This is a genomic window from Streptomyces sp. NRRL F-5123 (assembly GCF_000721495.1).
In the GTDB taxonomy this organism is placed as follows: domain Bacteria; phylum Actinomycetota; class Actinomycetes; order Streptomycetales; family Streptomycetaceae; genus Actinacidiphila.
Map to the genome: position 1 here is coordinate 31827 of NZ_JOHY01000016.1, position 17276 is coordinate 49102.

The window sequence follows — 17276 nt, forward strand, 5'->3', positions numbered from 1 at the left end:
GGTCTGGACCAATACTGTTGGTCCAGACCACTCGACTGTCAAGAGTCCTAACAGATAATGGAGTTGAACCACCCGTCAGCAGATTTCCGGCGTTCGCGGCCTTTCCGGCGGCTCCCGGGCAGCGGAAACCGCCGCGTCCGGGGCCGGACGCGGCGGTGACCTTGCCGGATCGTGCGGGCTGCCGGTCAGCGGCCCCGGCTGGTGAGCGCCAGCGCGGGCACGAACCGCAGGGCGTCGACCGAGCCGACACCGGTGGCCATGTCGTAGCCCTTGACCGCCGTGTAGCCGGGGACGCCGCCGTAGGTGTTGTCCGTGCCGTCCGCGACGTCCACGATGCCGCTGAACTTCGGGTTGCCCTTGGCGAGCGTGTACAGCGCCTGGTGGATGTCGCCCACCCGGTGCCCGCCGAACTGGTCGGCGAGCGCCACGATGCCGGAGAACAGCGGGCTCGCCTCGCTCGTGCCGCCGTAGACGTCCCAGCCGGTGGCCGTCGGGTCGTAGCTGGAGTAGACCCAGGCACCGCCGTCCACCGCCGCGGCCATCGAGATGTCCGGGGTGCCGCGCTGCGCGCCGACCGTCTTCCTGACGCCGTTCTGGTACGACGGCCGGGCGAAGACGTGCGACCGGCCGCCGCCGCCCGCGCCGTAGTCGTTGTACACGCTGTCCGGCGCGGTGCGGTCGCCCGCCGCGTCCAGGTGCAGCTGGGTGCCGCCGATCGAGGTGACCAGCGGGTCCGCGGACGGCCAGGAGTTGACCTGGTAGGGGTAGTCGGCCGAGCCGTCCTCCACCGCGTCGGTGGCGCCGTCGTCGCCGGAGGAGGCCAGCACGGTCACGCCGTGCCTGGCCGCGTCCTGGAAGGCGTAGCGCAGGCCCTGGATGCTGGAGTAGTCGCCCTTGTCGAAGCCCGGGAAGGTGTTCTCGGTCGCCCCGAAGCTCTGGGTGATGACGTCGCCCACGTTGTGGTCGACGAGGTACTTCTCGGCGTCCATCATCTCCGGCAGGCCGACGACGCCCTCGGTCTCCGCGACGCCGGTCTCGACCAGCACGATCTTCGCGTCGGGCGCGACGGCGTGCGCCATCTCCACGTCGAGCGTGGACTCGCCCGCCCAGCCGGTGTGGTCGGGGTTGGTCGGGTCGAACGGCGGCACGTCGCCCCACCTGACGACCTGCACCTTGCTGCTCTTGATGCCGAACTGGGCGCTGTAGACGTCCAGGTCGTGCTGGATCGTCGGCGAGCCGAACGAGTCGACGATGACGATCGTGCGGCCCTTGCCCGTGACGCCCGCCCGGTAGAGCGGGTTCAGGTCGTACGCCTGCCGGTACTGCAGCGGGGTGTAGCAGTTGATGCCCCACTGCGCCTGGCACTGTGCGAGGGTCAGCGGGCTGCTCACCCCGTGCACCAGCCGGTGGCCGGCGACCGCGGGCACCGCCTTGACGGCGGGGACGCGGGCGGCGGGCGCGGAGGCGGCGGCACCGCCGGCCGGAGCAGCGGTCAGCACGGCAGCGGTGAGGGCGGTGGCCCCGGCCGCGGCGACCGCTGCGGAGCGCGGGCGGAATCTGCGCATGGACTCTCCCTGGGTGGAGGACGACCGCACGAAACGGATGACTGATCACATCGGAAAGATCATGCCCAGGACAAGAGTGTCTTCCGGTTTCCGGCAGCTCGCTTTACCCGGATGGCTCTCCTTTTACCGCGCCTTGACCGGGGCACGAGGGTACGTCGGCCGGGCAGGGGACGTACGGGGAGGCCGGACGTACCGTCAGGACACGATGTCCTTGGTGCGGAAGCCCCGGAAGGCGAGCGCCGTCAGCACGATCGCGTACGACACCGACACGGACATGCCCTGCAGCATGGAGCTCCACTCCAGGTCCGGCTGGAGGGCGTCCGCCCAGGAGAACTGCCAGTGCGCGGGCAGCACGTCCCGCCACGAGCCGAGCGCGGTCACCGCGTCCAGCACGTTGCCGACGATCGTCAGCCCGACCGCGCCGCCCACCGCGCCGAGCGGCGCGTCGGTCCTCGTCGAGAGCCAGAACGCCAGCGCCGCGGTGACCAGTTCGCTCACGAAGATGTACGCCACCGCGATCGCCGCCCGCGGCAGCGCGTCGCCCGACGCGAGCACCCCGCCGGTGGGCAGCTCCAGATCGCCCCAGCCGTACGCGACCGTGCCGGCCGCGAGTGCCACCGCGGGCAGCAGCACGACGGCCGCCGCGCTGAAGCCGAGCGCCACGGTGAACTTCACGCCCAGCAACCGGGTCCGCGGCACGGGCGCGGCCAGCAGGTAGCGCAGGCTCGACCAGCCCGCCTCCGAGGCGACGGTGTCGCCGCAGAACAGCGCGACCGGCACCACCAGCACGAAGCCGGCCGAGACGAACAGGCACGTCGCCGCGAAGTTGCCGCCGGAGGCGGTCGCGGTGTCGATCAGCGTCGGGCCGTTGCGCCCCTCCTTGGGGGTGCCGCCGATCGCGAAGGCGATGATCAGGACGAAGGGCAGCGCGGCCAGCAGCCCGAACACCACCATCGTGCGCCGCCGCCGCAGCTGCCGCCGGGCCTCGACGCGCAGCCGCAGCGTGCGTCCGGGGCGGTAGCCCTCGGCGGTGTCCCGCCGCGGCACGGCGGCGGGCGGCGGCGCGGGAGCGGGTACGGGTGCAGGCGGGGCGGCGCTCATGCCGAGCCTCCGATCAGGGTCAGGAAGGCGTCCTCCAGCCGGCGGTGCGGCCCGACCCGGGCCACCGGCACGTCCAGCCGGACGAGTTCGGCCACGAACTGCGCCGGCGTCAGCCCGTCCAGCACCGCGAGCAGGCCGTCCTCGGCGCGTACGGCGGTGGCCACCCCGGGCAGCTCCGCGACCTTGTCGACGACGTCCGCCGGCATCTCGCCGTCCACGCCGACCAGCACGGTGTCCTCCGAGCCGACGATCTCGGCGACGGGCCCCGCGGTCACCAGCCGGCCGCGGTCCATCACCACCAGGTGCGTGCAGCTCTGCTCGACCTCGGCCAGCAGGTGGCTGGAGACGATGACCGTGCGCCCGCCGGCCGCGTAGCGGATCATCACCTCGCGCATCTCGCGGATCTGCGGCGGGTCCAGGCCGTTGGTCGGCTCGTCGAGGATCAGCAGGTCCGGCAGGCCCAGCATGGCCTGCGCGAGGGCGAGGCGCTGCCGCATTCCCTGGGAGTACGTGCGCACCGCGCGCTCCAGGGCGTCGCCGAGGCCCGCGATCTCCAGCGCCTCGGCCAGGTGTGCGTCGCCCGGCGGACGGCCGGTGGCCTGCCAGTACAGGTCCAGGTTGGCACGGCCGGTCAGGTGCGGCAGGAAGCCGGCGCCCTCGACGAAGGCGCCGAGCCGCGACAGCACCGGTGCGCCCGGCCGCACGGCCTCGCCGAAGACCCGGATCTCGCCCTCGTCCGGGTGGATCAGCCCCATCAGCATCCGCAGCGTGGTGGTCTTGCCCGCGCCGTTCGGCCCGAGCAGCCCGAGCACCTGCCCGGGCTCGACCCGGAAGGACAGGTCGCGCACCGCGTAGCGGTCGGCGGACTTCGCGTAGCGCTTGCTCAGCCCGGTGATCTGCAGCGGCACCGCGGCGAGCGCCGGGTCGGCGGGGCGCGGCCGCACCCGGCTCCGCCCGGTCAGCAGCAGCGCCGCGGCGGCCAGCAGCGCGGCCGGCGGCAGCGCCCACGTCCACCAGGGCAGCGGCCCGGCGGCGTCGGACAGCTCGGTGTCGACGGGGACGGTCAGCTGCGGCTCGGCCAGCGACACCGTGACCGACGCGGCGGCCGCGGGCGAGGCGTACCCCAGGTCGGTCGTGGCCAGCACCAGCCGCAGCCGGTGGCCGGCGGCGAAGTCGTGGTCCACCGCGGGCAGTCGCAGCGTCACGAGGGTGCCGCCCGGTGATCCGGTGACGCGTACGGGCGCGGCGAGCCCGGCGGGCAGCGTCTGCTTGCCGCCCGGCGTGACGTCGTAGAGCTTGCCGAAGAGCACCACGTCGGGAGTCTTCGTGGCCGCCCGCAGGGTCACGGTCGGCGAGCCGGTCAGATGGGTGTGGGCGGCGAGCGGCGCGGAGTCGAAGCTCGCGAACTGCCCCGGCATGTCCGTGGACAGGCTCGCGCCGAGCGACGAGAGGGCGCCGAGCGATCCGGCGCCGGGCACCGCGGAGATCGCCGGCGGGGAGCCGCCCGCGGGGCTGAGGATGCGCTGCGGGCCGCCGGTCAGGGTGACCCGGCGGGCGGAGGTGCCCTCCAGGCCCGGGTAGGAGTCGGCGGTGGCGCCGCGCAGCACCACGCTGCCGTCGGTGGAGTTCAGGCCGCCGGTGCGGGTGACCCGGAAGGCCGGGCCGGTGTCGGCGCCCTTGTCGCCCTTGAGGTAGCGGTCGAACCACGCGGTGACGCGGCGGTCGATCCGGCCGTCCTCGGTGTCGCCGCCGTCGTGCCCGCCGGCGATCCAGTCGACGGCCACGGGCGCGCCGTTGGCCCGCAGCGCGGCGGCCGCCGCGTCGGACTGCGCGAGCGTGAAGAGCGAGTCGGTCTGACCCTGGACGATCAGCGCGGGCACCTTGACACGGGACGCGACCGCGGCGGGGCTGAGCGCCGCGAGCTGCGCGGTGGCGGCGGCGTCGGGGCGGCCGGCCTGCGCGACGCGCTGGTAGAGCGCGCAGATCTGCGGCGTGAAGCGCCCGCACACCGGGTCGCTCGCAGCGGCCGTGGTCGCCAGGGCCCGGGCCTGCGCCGCGGTCGGAGCCTTGCCCTTGCCCCGGTCCGCGGTGGTGGGGGGCAGCGGGGTGGCGCCGGAGGAGAAGAAGATGCCGGCCCAGAGCTTCTTGTAGACGTCGTCGGGGAAGAGCGCGTCCGCGAGGTTCCAGTACGTCTCGCGGGGCGCGATCGCGTCGACGCGGTGGTCGTACCCGGCGGCCAGCAGCGAGACCGCGCCGCCGTACGACACGCCCGTGACGCCGACCCGCGGGTCGCCGGGCGCGTCGAGCCGGACCTCGGGGCGGGCGGCGAGCCAGTCGATGAGCCGGCTGACGTCGGCGACCTCTCCGTCCGGCGCGTTGAGCCCGATCTGCCCGCCGGACGCGCCGAAGCCGCGCGCCGACCACGTCAGGACCGCGTAGCCGTGCCGGGCCAGCGACTCGGCCTGGCCGCGCACCTCGCCCTTGCTGCCGCCGAAGCCGTGGCCGAGCAGCACCGCGGGTCTGCGGCCGCCGCCCGCGGTGAAAAAGGAGGTGTCCAGGCGTACGCCGCCGGCGCCGGTGAGCATCGCGTCGGAGCGGTGCACCGCGGGGCCGCCGCCGGCCGCCGCGGCCGTACCGACCGCCGCACCGCCCGCCACGAGCACCGCGAGCGCCCCCGCGCCGGCCAACCACCGCCTGCGCCGCGGCCATCGGAGATCCATCCCACGATCCTAGGCCGGGCGGATCCGCGGTCCGTGGACGGGCGGGGCTTTCCCCGTATTTCCCCGGCTTTTCACAACGTGCGGCGCCCGCCGGGAAGGGCCGGGCACCGCACGGGGGTCAGATCTGCGTGACCGGGCGCATCGCCATGCCCTCGGTGAGGGCCCAGCCGTACAGGCGCGCCGCGTCGTCGTAGGAGACGGAGTCGAGGCCGCCCGGCAGGTCGAAGACGAGGGTGCCGTTGAGTTCGGTGCCGTCGCCGGAGACGAGGGTGGCGGTGAAGCGGTCGGACCGGTCGTACTCCGCCTCGCCGCCCTCGTCGGCGCCGAAGACGTAGAGGCCGGCGTAGGCCTTGCCGCCGCCGGGGACGACCAGCGGCTCGGTGTTCACGTCGCCGAGCGTCCGGACGATGTCGGCGTCGTTGCCGGCTCCGAGCCGGACCATCGGGGACTCGTTGAGGACGCACGGCGTCCTGGTGCCGTTGGTGACGGTCAGCAGGAAGTGCCGCGGGGTGTCCCCGGCCGCGTCCTCCAGCTCGACCGCGGTGTTCAGCTCGGTGACCTGGCAGTCCTTGTACTTCGTGCCGTTGCCGCCGCTGGTCTCGCCGGTGTCCCCGGTCCGGTCGTCGGCGGGCGTGGTGGTGGCGGTCCCGGTGCCGGAGTCGGTGGTGGGCGCGGTCGCCTTCGGCGTGCCCGTCCCGGTCGACGCCGGGCTCGACGGGCCCGCGGCGTCGTCGTCGCCCTGGCACGCGGTGGCTGCCAGCAGCACGGCGGCCACCACCGCCCCCATGAGGGTGCCGCGCAGGCCCCGGCGTACCGGGCCGGTTCTGGCCGTCTTCGTCTCCATGCGGTGTTCCTTTTCCCCCGAGACCGGCCTCGAGGACCGGTACTTGTGCAAGCGACGCCGCAATTCTGACCGGCGGGGCCGGCCCGCACCCGCGGATCGCGCGTCTGTTACCGCCCCCGCACGAACTGGCAGCGCGGATGTGACCGGGGCCGCGCGGCCGGCGTACGGGCGGGGGCGGCACCGCTCCGGCGGGCGCTGTCGGTGGCCCGCGGTACGGTGCGGGAAAGGATGTGACGGGACGGGAGGAAAGGCGCATGAAGGGCACGTTGACGGCCGCCCAGCGGCGCGCGCTGACCGGTTCCGACCCGGTGACGGGGCGGCTGGCCGCGCGCGCCGACGTGTGCGCCGCGCTCGCCGCCCACGGGCTCGCCGTCCGCCACGGGCGCAGCGGGCACCACGGGTACTACCTCACACCGGAGGGCCTGCGGCTGCGCGCCGACCTGACGGCGGCCCGGCCCGACGTCCCGCCGCCCGGGCGTCCCGCGCCCGCCGCCGACACCTTCGCCGCCGACGACGGGACGGGGGCGGGCCCGCCCGGCGGCCCGCGGCGCGCCGCGGAGGTGGCGACCGCGTGGGAGGGCCTGCTGCGGATCAGGTCGCTGCTCCTCGACGGGTCGACCGGCGCGCCCGCGCCCTGGGAGCGGGACCGCCCCGTGCACGCCGTCGCACTCGCCCTGGAGGCCGCCGGCTGCCCTCCCGCCCGTCCCGGCTCCCCGGGGTACGCCGTGACGGCCGCCGGGGAGCGGGAGGGCGAGCCGCGGGTCACCTGGCGCGGCGGCCCGGACGGTACGGCGGCGATACGGGCGCTCGCCCGCTGCGCGGAGCTGCTCGGACGGTACGGCTGGCAGTGCACCGAGCACCGCACGCGCGAGGGCGAGCCCTTCCTGCTGGTCTCCCCCAGCCGCACGCGCTGAGCCGGTCCGGGCCGGTACGCCCCGGCCGGCGCGCGAGGCCCGCGCGGCACGTCCCGTACGGCCGCCTTCACCGGCGGCGGGACGCGGATTAAGGTCGTTGACCATGGAATACCGTCACCTCGGCCGCAGCGGCCTGATCATCAGCGAGATCGCCTACGGCAACTGGCTCACCCACGGCTCCCAGGTGGAGGAGGACGCCGCCACCGCCTGCGTGCGCGCGGCCCTCGACGTCGGCATCACCACCTTCGACACCGCCGACGTCTACGCGGGCACCCGCGCCGAGTCGGTGCTCGGCCGCGCGCTGAAGGGCGAGCGGCGCGAGGGCCTGGAGATCTTCACCAAGGTCTTCTGGCCGACCGGCCCCGGCCGCAACGACCGCGGCCTGTCCCGCAAGCACATCATGGAGTCCATCGACAACTCCCTGAGCCGCCTGCAGACCGACTACGTCGACCTCTACCAGGCGCACCGCTACGACCGCTTCACCCCGCTGGAAGAGACGATGGAGGCCTTCGCCGACGTCGTGCACTCCGGCAAGGCGCACTACATCGGCGTGTCGGAGTGGACCGCCGACCAGATCCGCCGCGCCCACGCGCTGGCGCGCGAGCTGCGGATCCCGCTGGTGTCCAACCAGCCGCAGTATTCGGCGCTGTGGCGCGTCATCGAGGGCGAGGTCGTCCCGACGTCGGAGGAGCTGGGCATCGGCCAGGTCGTCTTCTCCCCGATCGCCCAGGGCGTCCTCACCGGCAAGTACCTGCCGGGCGAGCAGCCCCCGGCGGGCTCGCGCGCCACCGACGACAAGGGCGGCGCCAACATGATCGGCCGCTTCATGCGCGACGACCTGCTCGCGCGGGTGCAGGAGCTGAAGCCGGTCGCCGCGGAGGCGGGCCTCAGCCTCGCGCAGCTCGCGGTCGCGTGGGTGCTGCAGAACAAGAACGTCTCGGCCGCGATCGTGGGCGCCTCGCGCCCCGAGCAGGTGGGCGAGAACGCGAAGGCGGCCGGCGTGCGGCTGGACGCCGAGGTGATGGAGCGCATCGAGTCGATCCTCGCGCCGGTCGCGGTGACCGACCCGCTCAAGGTCTACGAGAACGTTCCCACCGCGCGGCCCTGACCCCGCGGGGCCCCGCGGGGCCCCGCGGGGCTCCCCGTACGGCGCTCCCGGGCCGCCTCTCGCGGCGGCCCGGGCGCCGGTCAGACCTTCACGCCGTGGGCGCGGAGGAAGCTCAGGGGATTGATGTCGTCGCCGTACGACGGGCCGGTGCGGATCTCGAAGTGCAGGTGCGGGCCCGTCGCGTTCCCCGTGGAGCCGGAACGGGCGATGCGCTGGCCCTCGGTGACCTGCTGGCCGACCTTGACGGAGATCTGCGACAGGTGGCCGTACTGGCTGTAGTGCCCGTCCGCGTGCCGGATCACCACCTGGTAGCCGTACGAGCCGCCCCACCCGGCGGTGACGACCTTGCCCGAGGCCACCGCGTGCACGGCGGTGCCCGTCGGGACCAGGAAGTCCTGGCCGGTGTGGTGGCCGCTGGCCCAGTGGCTGCCGGAGGTCTGGTAGCCGGTGCCGAGCGCGGCGTGCACGGGCAGGGTGTAGCCCGTGGAGTGCTTGACGGAGGCGGGTTCGGAGGCCTTCTTCCGCGCGGGCTCGGCGGCGGGCTTGGCCGCCGGTTTCGCCGCCGGTTTCGCGGCGGGCCTGGCCGCGGGCTCGGCGGCCGGTTTCGCGGCGGGCTTGGCCGCCGGTTTCGCGGCGGGCTTGGCCGCCGGTTTGGCCTGCGGCTTCGGCCTGGGCTCCGCCTTCGCGGGCGGGGCGTCCAGGGCGAGCCGCTGGCCGGGGAGGATCAGGTCGGGGTCGTCGCCGACGACGCCGCGGTTGTCGGCGTAAAGGCGCGGCCAGCCGCCCTTGACGTGGCGGTCGGCGGCGATCCCGGAGAGGGTGTCGCCCCGGACGACCGTGTAGTGCTCCTGCCCGGCGGCCTTCTTCTGCGGCGCCGCGGCGGGCTTCTTCTCGCCCGGCTTCGCGGTGGCCCTGGGCTGCGTTTTCGCGGGCGTCTTCGCGGGCGTCTTCGCCGTGGTGTGCGCGGTCGCGGGGCGCGTCTTCGCCGCCGGGACGTGCACGGTGTGCGACGCGGTGGCCGCCTCGCGGGTGAGCCCGGCACGCCGCGAGCACACCGGCCAGGCGCCGGGGCCCTGGCTGCGCAGCACCCGCTCGGCCACGGCTATCTGCTCGTTCCTGGTGGCCAGGTCGGCGCGCGGCGCGTACGCGCTGCCGCCGAAGGACTTCCAGGTGGAGGACGTGAACTGGAGCCCGCCGTAGTAGCCGTTCCCGGTGTTGACGTGCCAGTTGCCGGACGACTCGCAGTTGGCGACCTTGTCCCACACCCCGGTGGTCTCGGCGTGGGCCGTGCTCAGGCCGATGAGCGGCAGCGCCAGACCGGCACCGCCCGCGGTGACGGTCAGCGAGGCCTGCGAGACCCGGCTCGGGCGGTAACGGCGGTGACGCCCGCGTAAGGCCATGGAACGCGTCCTCTCCGGACCGGCCCGGCACCGTGAGGCCGGGCTGCCATACGCCCGAATTGCCGGGCGGGCACAGAGTAGGCCCGCCCCGGGCGCGCCACAAGGGCGCATTCGGGGCGGGGCGTTCCCCCAGGACTGCCCCGGGACCGCCCCAGGACTCTCATCGGGGCTCCCGGGAACGGGCGGGAATGGCCGGACGGCGTGAGCGTTGGAATGAGGGTGAGCTCCGTACTGCGCGACACCCCCTTCTCGATCCTGGACCGCTCCCGGACCCGGGAGGGCGGGGACGGCCCGCAGGCGCTGCGGGACACGGTGGCGCTGGCCCGGGAGGCGGAGGCGCTGGGCTACCACCGCTTCTGGGTCTCCGAGCACCACTCCGTGCCGGGCGTCGCGGGCTCCGCTCCCACCGTGCTGGCCGCGGCCGTCGCGGCGGCGACCTCACGGATCCGGGTGGGCACGGGCGGGGTGATGCTGCCCAACCACCGGCCGCTGGTCGTGGCCGAGCAGTTCGGGGTGCTCGAAGCGCTCTTCCCGGGGCGGATCGACATGGGGCTCGGCCGCTCCGTGGGCTTCACCGGCGGCGTACGGCGGGCGCTCGGGTACGGCAAGGACGCGGCGGAGGACTTCGACGGGCAGGTCGCGGAGCTGCTCGGGTGGTTCACCGGAGAGCAGCCCGCGCACCCCGGGGTGCACGCGTGGCCCGCGAAGGGCCTGCGGCCCGCGCCCTTCCTGCTGGCGACCGGAAGCGGCGCCGACCTCGCCGCGCGGCTCGGGCTGCCGCTGGTCATCGGCGCGATACGCGGCGAGGACGCGATGCTGCGGGCCGTCGACCGCTACCGCGCCGGCTTCCGGCCGTCGCGCTGGGCCGCCGCCCCGCACGTCACCCTCTCCGGCACCGTCGCCGTCGCGCCCACCCCGGAGGAGGCCCGCCGCCTCCTCCTCCCCGAGGCCTGGTCCACCGCGTACTCCCGCACGCACGGCTCCTTCCCGCCCCTTCCCCCGCCGGAGGCGGTGGAGTCCCGCGCGATGACCCCCGCGGAGCGGGACCACTTCACCGCCGCCCTCACCGGTCACGTCGCCGGCCCCCCGGACGAGGTGGCCGCCGCCCTCACCGCCCTTCTCACCCGCTCGGCGGCCGACGAATACCTGGTGACGACCAGCACGTACGACCGCGGTCTGCTCCTTGAGTCCCACCGCGCCCTCGCCACGATCCTCGCCGCCTAGCCGTCGGGACCTCGCGCCTGCGCCGCGGGGCGCCCCTTTTCCAGGGCTGCGCCTACGCCGCTGAGCACCCGCTTTCAGGGGCGCCCCGCGCAGCCGGTGAGTGGGCCGGGTGGCGTAGAGGGGCCACCCCTCGGGGTGGGGTACGGGCCTGGTCATCGCGCCGCACAGGCATTGGCGTTCATACGGTGAACGTATGAGCAACCGTCGCGCAGCCCCCCGTATCCCGCTCCGCGTCGCCGCAGCGCTCGGCGCGGGCTGCTGCCTCGCCGTGTTCGCGGCCCCCGCCGCCCCCGCGGGTGCCGAGGACGGCGGGACGGGCGGCGGCAGCCCGAACCAGCTGGCCGGGGGGGCGCTGCTGGCCGAGCCCGGCGTGCACGTCGACCTCCAGGACGGCGCCCCCGACCTGCCGGACGGCATCTCCGCGCTGTCCTGGACGGTCTCCGACGCCCGCACCGGCCAGGTGCTCGCCGCCAAGAACGCGCACCGCGAGCTGCCGCCCGCCTCGACCCTCAAGACGCTCTTCGCGCTGACCGTGCTCCCCCGCTTCCCGGCGTCCGAGACGCACAAGGTCACCGACGAGGACCTGCTGGGCATCGGCGAGGGCAGCAGCCTGGTGGGGGTGCAGCCGGGGCAGACGTACACCGTGGCCGACCTGTGGCGCGGGGTCTTCCTCGCATCGGGCAACGACGCCGTGCACGTCCTGGCGCACATGAACGGGTCCGTCGCGCTGACGGTGTCCCAGATGCAGGCCAAGGCGCGCATGCTGGGGGCCGACGACACGCATGTCGTCTCGCCGGACGGCTACGACAACCCGGGCCAGGTCTCGTCCGCGTACGACCTGGCGGTCTTCGCCCGTGCGGGGCTCGCCAACCACGACTTCGCGTCGTACGCCTCGACGGCGTCCGCCGAATTCCCCGGCGGTCACGACGCGCAGGGCGACTACGTCAAGTCGTTCGGGATCCAGAACACCAACCGGCTGCTGACCGGCGCCCAGGGCGTGCACCCCTACCCGGGGCTGATCGGCGTGAAGAACGGCTACACCACCAACGCGGGCAACACCCTGGTCGCCGCCGCCGAGCGCGACGGCCGCACCCTCATCGTGACGGTCATGAACCCGCAGTCGGGCCTGCCGCAGGCGGTCTACACCGAGGCCGGCAAGCTGCTGGACTGGGGCTTCGCCGCCGCCGGGCACACCACCTCGATCGGCACCCTCAACTCCGCGCCGACCGCCTACCACCTCAAGAGCGTGGCCGCGCAGGCCCCGGCACCGGCCCGTCAGGCACCGCACCCGGCTCCCGCCGAGCACTCCTCCCCGGCGCACGACAACACCTCCGCGCGGGCCTGGTACGTCGGCGGCGGCCTGGCGGTGCTCGCGGCCGGCTCCGTCCTGCTGCTGCGCCGCAAGGCGGGTGGCGGCCGGGGCCGCTGACGCCCCGCACGCGGAGCCCTCGCACGCCGGGATCCGCTCGGCGGCCTCCCGCCGACGACCCGGCGTGCTACAGTGCGAACAGCACTTCTCTGCGCCGCCCTCTTCGCGGCGCCGGTGCTGGTTTCGAATTCCGTCCCGTCCGGCGGTTCGCCCGTCCGGTCCGGTGGTCCCCTTCCGCGGTCGCGCAGGACGCGTCCGCACCGGTTCGCCCCCGACGCCCTGGTGACCTGCCTCGGCACGGGCCGCCGCTCGACGTCCGCGGTCCGCGGAGCGTGACGACCCCGCTCGCGCCGCACCCCTCCGGCTCCTCCCGCTCTTCCTCTCCTCCTTCTCTTCCGTCCGCGAAAGGACGATGTACATGACCCGCACTCTCGAACGGCCGGACGTACGGCCCGGGACGGCCGCCCCCGTGACGGGCGTCCTCGACATCCAGGGCGGCCAGGGCCGCCTCCGCTCCCCCGGGCTGCACCCCGCGCCCGGTGACCTGCACGTCCCCGCCGACCGGATCCGCGCGGCCGGGCTGCGCCGCGGCGACCTGGTGACCGGGCTGCCCGGAGAGCCCGGCGCCGGAAAGCCCGGCGCGCTCGCCGAGGTCCAGCTCGTCAACGGGCGGCCCGCGGGCGCGCCCCGGCCGCACTTCGCCGAGCTGACACCGCTGCACCCGCGCGAACGGCTGCGTCTGGAGAGCCCGTTGCTGCGCGGCTCGGGCGCGCTGTCCGGGCGGCTCATGGACCTCTTCGCGCCGGTCGGCAAGGGCCAGCGCGGGCTGATCGTGGCGCAGCCCAAGGCGGGCAAGACGGTGCTGCTGCAGAACGTCGCGGCCGCGATCGCCGCCAACCACCCCGAGTGCGTGCTGATGGTGGTGCTGCTGGACGAGCGGCCGGAGGAGGTCACCGACATGCGGCGCGGGGTACGCGGCGAGGTGCTGTCCTCGACCTTCGACCGGCCGCCGAAGGAGCACATCGCGCTCGCGGAGCTGGCGGTGGAGCGGGCCAAGCGGCTGGTGGAGCTGGGGCAGGACGTGGTGATCCTGCTGGATTCGCTGACCCGGCTGTGCCGGGCGCACAACAACGCCGCGGCGCACAGCGGCCGTACGCTCTCCGGCGGGGTGGACGCGGCCGCGCTGCAAGGGCCGAAGCGGCTCTTCGGGGCGGCGCGGCAGACCGAGGAGGCCGGGTCGCTGACGATCCTGGCCACCGCGCTGGTGGACACCGGTTCGCGCGCCGACAGCTTCTTCTACGAGGAGTTGAAGGGCACCGGCAACATGGAGCTGTACCTGGACCGCTCGCTCGCCGAGCGGCGGGTCTTCCCCGCGGTCGACGTCCTCACGTCCGGCACCCGGCGCGAGGAACTGCTGCTGCCGCCGCGCGAGTTGCCGGTGGTGCACGGGCTGCGGCAGGCGCTGCACGGGCGCGACGCGCACTCCGCCCTCGATGTGCTGCTGGACCGGATGCGGCACACGCCCGACAACGCGTCCTTCCTGCAGCAGGTGCAGGGCACCGTCCCGCGCCGGACCTGAGGCCGCGCCCGGCCGGGGGAATATCCGCCGGACCGTACGCGCAGCAGCCGCCGTCGCGATCGGGCTCACGGGGACGACCGGCCCGGCGGCCGGGGGAACGACGCCGGTCGAAGTCTTCCTGCAGCACGGCTTCATGACGATCGCATGGACCTTCGACGCGGCTGCCGCCGCGCGTGCGCCGACCTGCTGGGGCAGGAGACCGGGTGCGACCCCGCCGCCCGAGGAAACGGACGAAGCCCGTGCACCGGGTCGGCGGCATGCGCCGGCCGCCCTTCGCCGCCGCGGCCGAAACACCCCGCCCCGCGTGCCGCGTTCGGCCCACCCGCCCCTGCACCCCGGGCCTCCGCCGGAGCCGGAAGCGCGCCGAGGGACGTGCTCGCCGGCGGAGCGGGGCGACACGCCGCGGGCCGGCCGCCGCGGACGTCGGCTAGCGTCTGATCATGCTGTACGGACGGGACGGGGAGGCCGCGGCACTGCGCGGCCTGCTGGACGGGGCACGGGGTGGGCGCAGCGGGGCGCTGGTGCTGCGCGGCGAGGCGGGCATCGGCAAGACCGCGCTGCTGGAGCACGCGGTGGGCCAGGCCGCGGACATGACGGTGGTACGCGGCTCGGGCGTCGAGTTCGAGGCGGAACTGCCCTTCGCCGGGCTGCAGTTGCTGCTGCGTACGGCGATGGGCGCGGACGGCGCGCTGCCGGAGCCGCAACGGCGGGCGCTACGGGCGGCGTTCGGACTCGGCGGCGTCGGGCCGGGCCCGGTCGAGCCGATGTTCGTGGGCCTCGCGGTGCTGTCGCTGCTGTCGGAGCACGCGGGCGCCGGCCCGCTGCTGTGCGTGGTGGACGACGCCCAGTGGCTGGACCGGGCGTCCGCCGACGCGCTGCTCTTCGCGGCGCGGCGGCTGGACGCGGAGGGCGTCGCCATGGTCTTCGCGGCGCGCGACGGCGAGGGTGCCTTCCCCGCGCCGGGCCTGCCCGAGCTGCGCCCCGCGCCGCTGGACGAGGCGGCGGCGCTCGCGCTGCTCGCCGAGCGCTCCGGGCGGGAGGAGCCGATGGCGGACGGGCTGCGCCGCCGGGTGATGGCGGAGGCTCAGGGCAACCCGCTGGCGCTGCTGGAGCTCCCGGCGGGGCTGCGGGACGCGGACGGCGCGGTGGCCGGGCCGGGCGCGCTGCCGCTGACCAGTCGGCTGCAGCTGGCCTTCCACGGCCGGGTCAGCCATCTGCCGCGGGCCACCCAGACCCTGCTGCTGGTGGCCGCCGCCGACCACACCGGCGAGCTGGGTACGGTGCTGCGCGCGGCGGACGAGCTGGGCGCGGGCGTCGCGGACCTGCCGCCCGCGCAGGACGCCGGGCTCGTCACGGTGGACGGCACGCTGCTGCGCTTCCGGCATCCGCTCGTGCGGGCCGCGATCCACCAGCGGGCCCCCCTCCCCGAACGGCTGGCCGCGCACCGCGCGCTGGCCGCCGCCGCCGACCCCGAGCGCGACGCCGACCACCGCGCCTGGCACCTCGCAGCCGCCGCGACCGGCCCCGACGAGACGGCGGCCGCCGCCCTGGAACGCACCGCAGGCCGCGCCCGCGAGCGCAGCGGCCACACCGCGGCCGCAGCCGCGTACGACCGCGCGGCCCGTCTCAGCACCGACCCTGCGGCCCGCCTGCGCCGTCTGCTGCTCGCCGCGGAATCCGCCTCCGAGGCCGGTGAGATCCCCCGCGCCCGCGCCTTCGCCGACGAGGCCGCCCGCCTGGCGACCCGGCTCGCCGCGGACCGGTCTCCGGCCCGCGGCAACGGCGCCCGGCCGGGCGGTGCGCCGGACAACGGCCCAGGCGGCGCGCCGGGCGACAGCCCAGGACCGGCACGGACGGGCGCCCCCGAACGCGACGCGGCCCGCACCGCTGCCGCGCGCCCCCCGCACGGCGGTGGCCCCCGGGACGGTCTTCCTGCCGCACTCCCGGCCGGCGGGGCCGAACAGCTCGCCGTCGCACGGACGCTGCACGTGCGGGGGCTCGCGGACTTCCTGGAGGGCGACTTCCCCGGCGCGCACCGGCTGCTGATCGAGGGGGCGGCGCTGGCCGCCGAAGGCGATCCGCAGCGCGCGGCGCGGATGCTGGTGCAGGCCACGCACACCGCGTGGTATCTGGGCGGCGACGAGGTCGCCGGCACCCTGGCCCGGCTGGACGCGCTGCGGCTGCCGCCGGACGCGCCCGAGCTTCCCGTCGCCGACTTCCTGGTCGCCGCGCTGGGCCCGCGCTCGGCCGGGCGCGTGCCGCCGGACCTCGGTGCGGCGGCGGCCGCGGCACGCGCGGCGCACGGCGGGCGGGTCGATCCCGGGCATCTGGTGATGCTGTGCGGGGTGGGCCTGACGCTCGGCCAGGACGTGCAGGCGCACGAGCTGACCACGGTGCTCGCGGCGGAAGGCCGGGAGAGCGGCGGGGTCGGGCGCCTCACGACGGTGCTGTTCTTCCGGGCCGAGGCGGAGATCTTCGACGCGCGCTTCGACGACGCGGCGGCGACTGCCCGGGAGGCGCTGCGGATCGCGGCGGACACCGGGCAGCGGCAGTGGGTGAGCCAGCTCAGCAGTGCGCTCGCGTACGTCGCGGCAGTGCGCGGCGACCAGGACGGGTGCCGCCGCCGGGTGGACGCGGCGCTCGCGGGCGGCTCGGGCACGGCGATGGCGCCGGGCGCCCCGTGGGCGTACTGGTCGCAGGGCCTGCTGGAGCTGGGCCTCGGCCGGGCGCAGGCGGCGCTGGAGCAGCTGGCGCTGCTCGGCGAGGAGTCGGTGCGGCACCACATATCGGCCACCCGCAGCGTCCCGGACCTGGTGGAGGCGGCGGTGCGGCTCGGGGTGCCGGAGCGCGCGGACGCGTCCTTCGCACGGTTCGAGGCGTGGGCGGCGCGGTCCGGGCAGAGCTGGGCGGCGGCGCTGGTGGCGCGCTGCCGGGCGCTGCGCGCACCGGAGGCGGACGCGGAGGCGTACTACCTCGCCGCGCTCGACGCGCACGACCCGCACCGGCGGGCGATGGAGTCGGCCCGCACGGGCCTGCTGTACGGGGAGTGGCTGCGCCGGGCGCGCCGCAAGAGCGAGGCCCGGGGCAGGCTGCGTACCGCGCTGGACGTCTTCGAGCGGCTGGGTGCCGCCCCGTGGGCGGAGCGGGCGCGGGGCGAGCTGGGCGCGGCGGGCGGGACGCTGCCCGAGTCGGGCCGGGCGGCGGCGCCGGTGGACGTGGAGGCGGGGCTCACTCCGCAGGAGTCGCAGATCGTCCGGCTGGCGGCGGAGGGCCTGTCGAACAAGGACATCGCGGCCCGGCTGTTCCTGAGCCCGCGGACCGTCGGCTACCACCTGTACAAGGCGTACCCGAAGCTCGGGGTGGCCTCCCGGGGCGAGCTGGCCGGGCTGTTCGGCTGACCGGGGCGGCCGGACATGCCGGTGCCCGCCCGGTCGCGAGGACCGGACGGGCAC

The 17276-nt window shown here is 75.7% G+C and carries 11 protein-coding genes; 6 read left to right on the plus strand and 5 right to left on the minus strand.

All coding sequences use genetic code 11. The features are described from left to right. Positions 1-185: 185 nt before the first annotated feature. The 4 genes from IH54_RS0116835 to IH54_RS41695 all read right to left on the minus strand — a co-directional run bounded on the left by IH54_RS0116835 (position 186) and on the right by IH54_RS41695 (position 6230). Positions 186-1565, minus strand: a complete 1380-nt coding sequence (locus IH54_RS0116835) for a S53 family peptidase (RefSeq protein ID WP_031517545.1) — start codon at positions 1563-1565, stop codon at positions 186-188. Positions 1566-1760: 195 nt separating this feature from the next. Then, on the minus strand, positions 1761-2666 hold the full coding sequence (locus IH54_RS0116840; protein WP_078862275.1) for an ABC transporter permease: 906 nt from the start codon (positions 2664-2666) through the stop codon (positions 1761-1763). Further along, positions 2663-5386, minus strand: coding sequence for a CocE/NonD family hydrolase (locus tag IH54_RS0116845; RefSeq protein WP_031517547.1), 2724 nt, complete (start codon positions 5384-5386; stop codon positions 2663-2665). The genes IH54_RS0116840 and IH54_RS0116845 overlap by 4 nt, the downstream gene beginning before the upstream one ends. 118 nt (positions 5387-5504) lie before the next feature. Then, a complete protein-coding gene (locus IH54_RS41695; RefSeq protein ID WP_031517548.1) occupies positions 5505-6230 on the minus strand; it encodes a DUF4232 domain-containing protein in 726 nt (241 codons plus the stop codon). A 254-nt stretch (positions 6231-6484) separates the two neighbouring features. Here IH54_RS41695 and IH54_RS0116855 point away from each other — a divergent pair, with 254 nt between their 5' ends. Both IH54_RS0116855 and IH54_RS0116860 read left to right on the plus strand, forming a co-directional pair. Then, on the plus strand, positions 6485-7144 hold the full coding sequence (locus tag IH54_RS0116855; RefSeq protein WP_031517550.1) for a hypothetical protein: 660 nt from the start codon (positions 6485-6487) through the stop codon (positions 7142-7144). A gap of 103 nt (positions 7145-7247) precedes the next feature. Then, positions 7248-8252 carry an aldo/keto reductase family protein gene (locus IH54_RS0116860; RefSeq protein ID WP_031517551.1) on the plus strand — a complete coding sequence of 335 codons (1005 nt, stop codon included), beginning with the start codon at positions 7248-7250 and terminating at the stop codon, positions 8250-8252. Between the two features lie 80 nt (positions 8253-8332). Here the strand turns inward: IH54_RS0116860 and IH54_RS0116865 are convergent, their stop codons facing one another. Continuing rightward, positions 8333-9652, minus strand: a complete 1320-nt coding sequence (locus tag IH54_RS0116865; RefSeq protein ID WP_031517552.1) for a transglycosylase family protein — start codon at positions 9650-9652, stop codon at positions 8333-8335. Between the two features lie 213 nt (positions 9653-9865). On the opposite strand from IH54_RS0116865, the gene IH54_RS0116870 reads away from it, so the two are divergent. The 4 genes from IH54_RS0116870 (at position 9866) to IH54_RS47715 (ending at position 17222) form a co-directional block, all read left to right on the plus strand. Continuing rightward, positions 9866-10876 (plus strand): LLM class flavin-dependent oxidoreductase, encoded by a 1011-nt coding sequence (locus tag IH54_RS0116870; protein ID WP_031517553.1) that lies wholly within the window; start codon positions 9866-9868, stop codon positions 10874-10876. 193 nt (positions 10877-11069) lie between these two features. Continuing rightward, positions 11070-12305, plus strand: a complete 1236-nt coding sequence (locus IH54_RS39865) for a D-alanyl-D-alanine carboxypeptidase family protein (protein ID WP_078862276.1) — start codon at positions 11070-11072, stop codon at positions 12303-12305. Between the two features lie 358 nt (positions 12306-12663). Further along, the gene (gene rho / locus IH54_RS0116880; protein ID WP_031517556.1) at positions 12664-13824 is read left to right on the plus strand and encodes a transcription termination factor Rho; all 1161 of its coding nucleotides are present in this window, start codon (positions 12664-12666) and stop codon (positions 13822-13824) included. 440 nt (positions 13825-14264) lie between these two features. Then, the gene (locus IH54_RS47715) at positions 14265-17222 is read left to right on the plus strand and encodes an AAA family ATPase (RefSeq protein WP_043181241.1); all 2958 of its coding nucleotides are present in this window, start codon (positions 14265-14267) and stop codon (positions 17220-17222) included. The last annotated feature ends 54 nt before the right edge of the window (positions 17223-17276 follow it).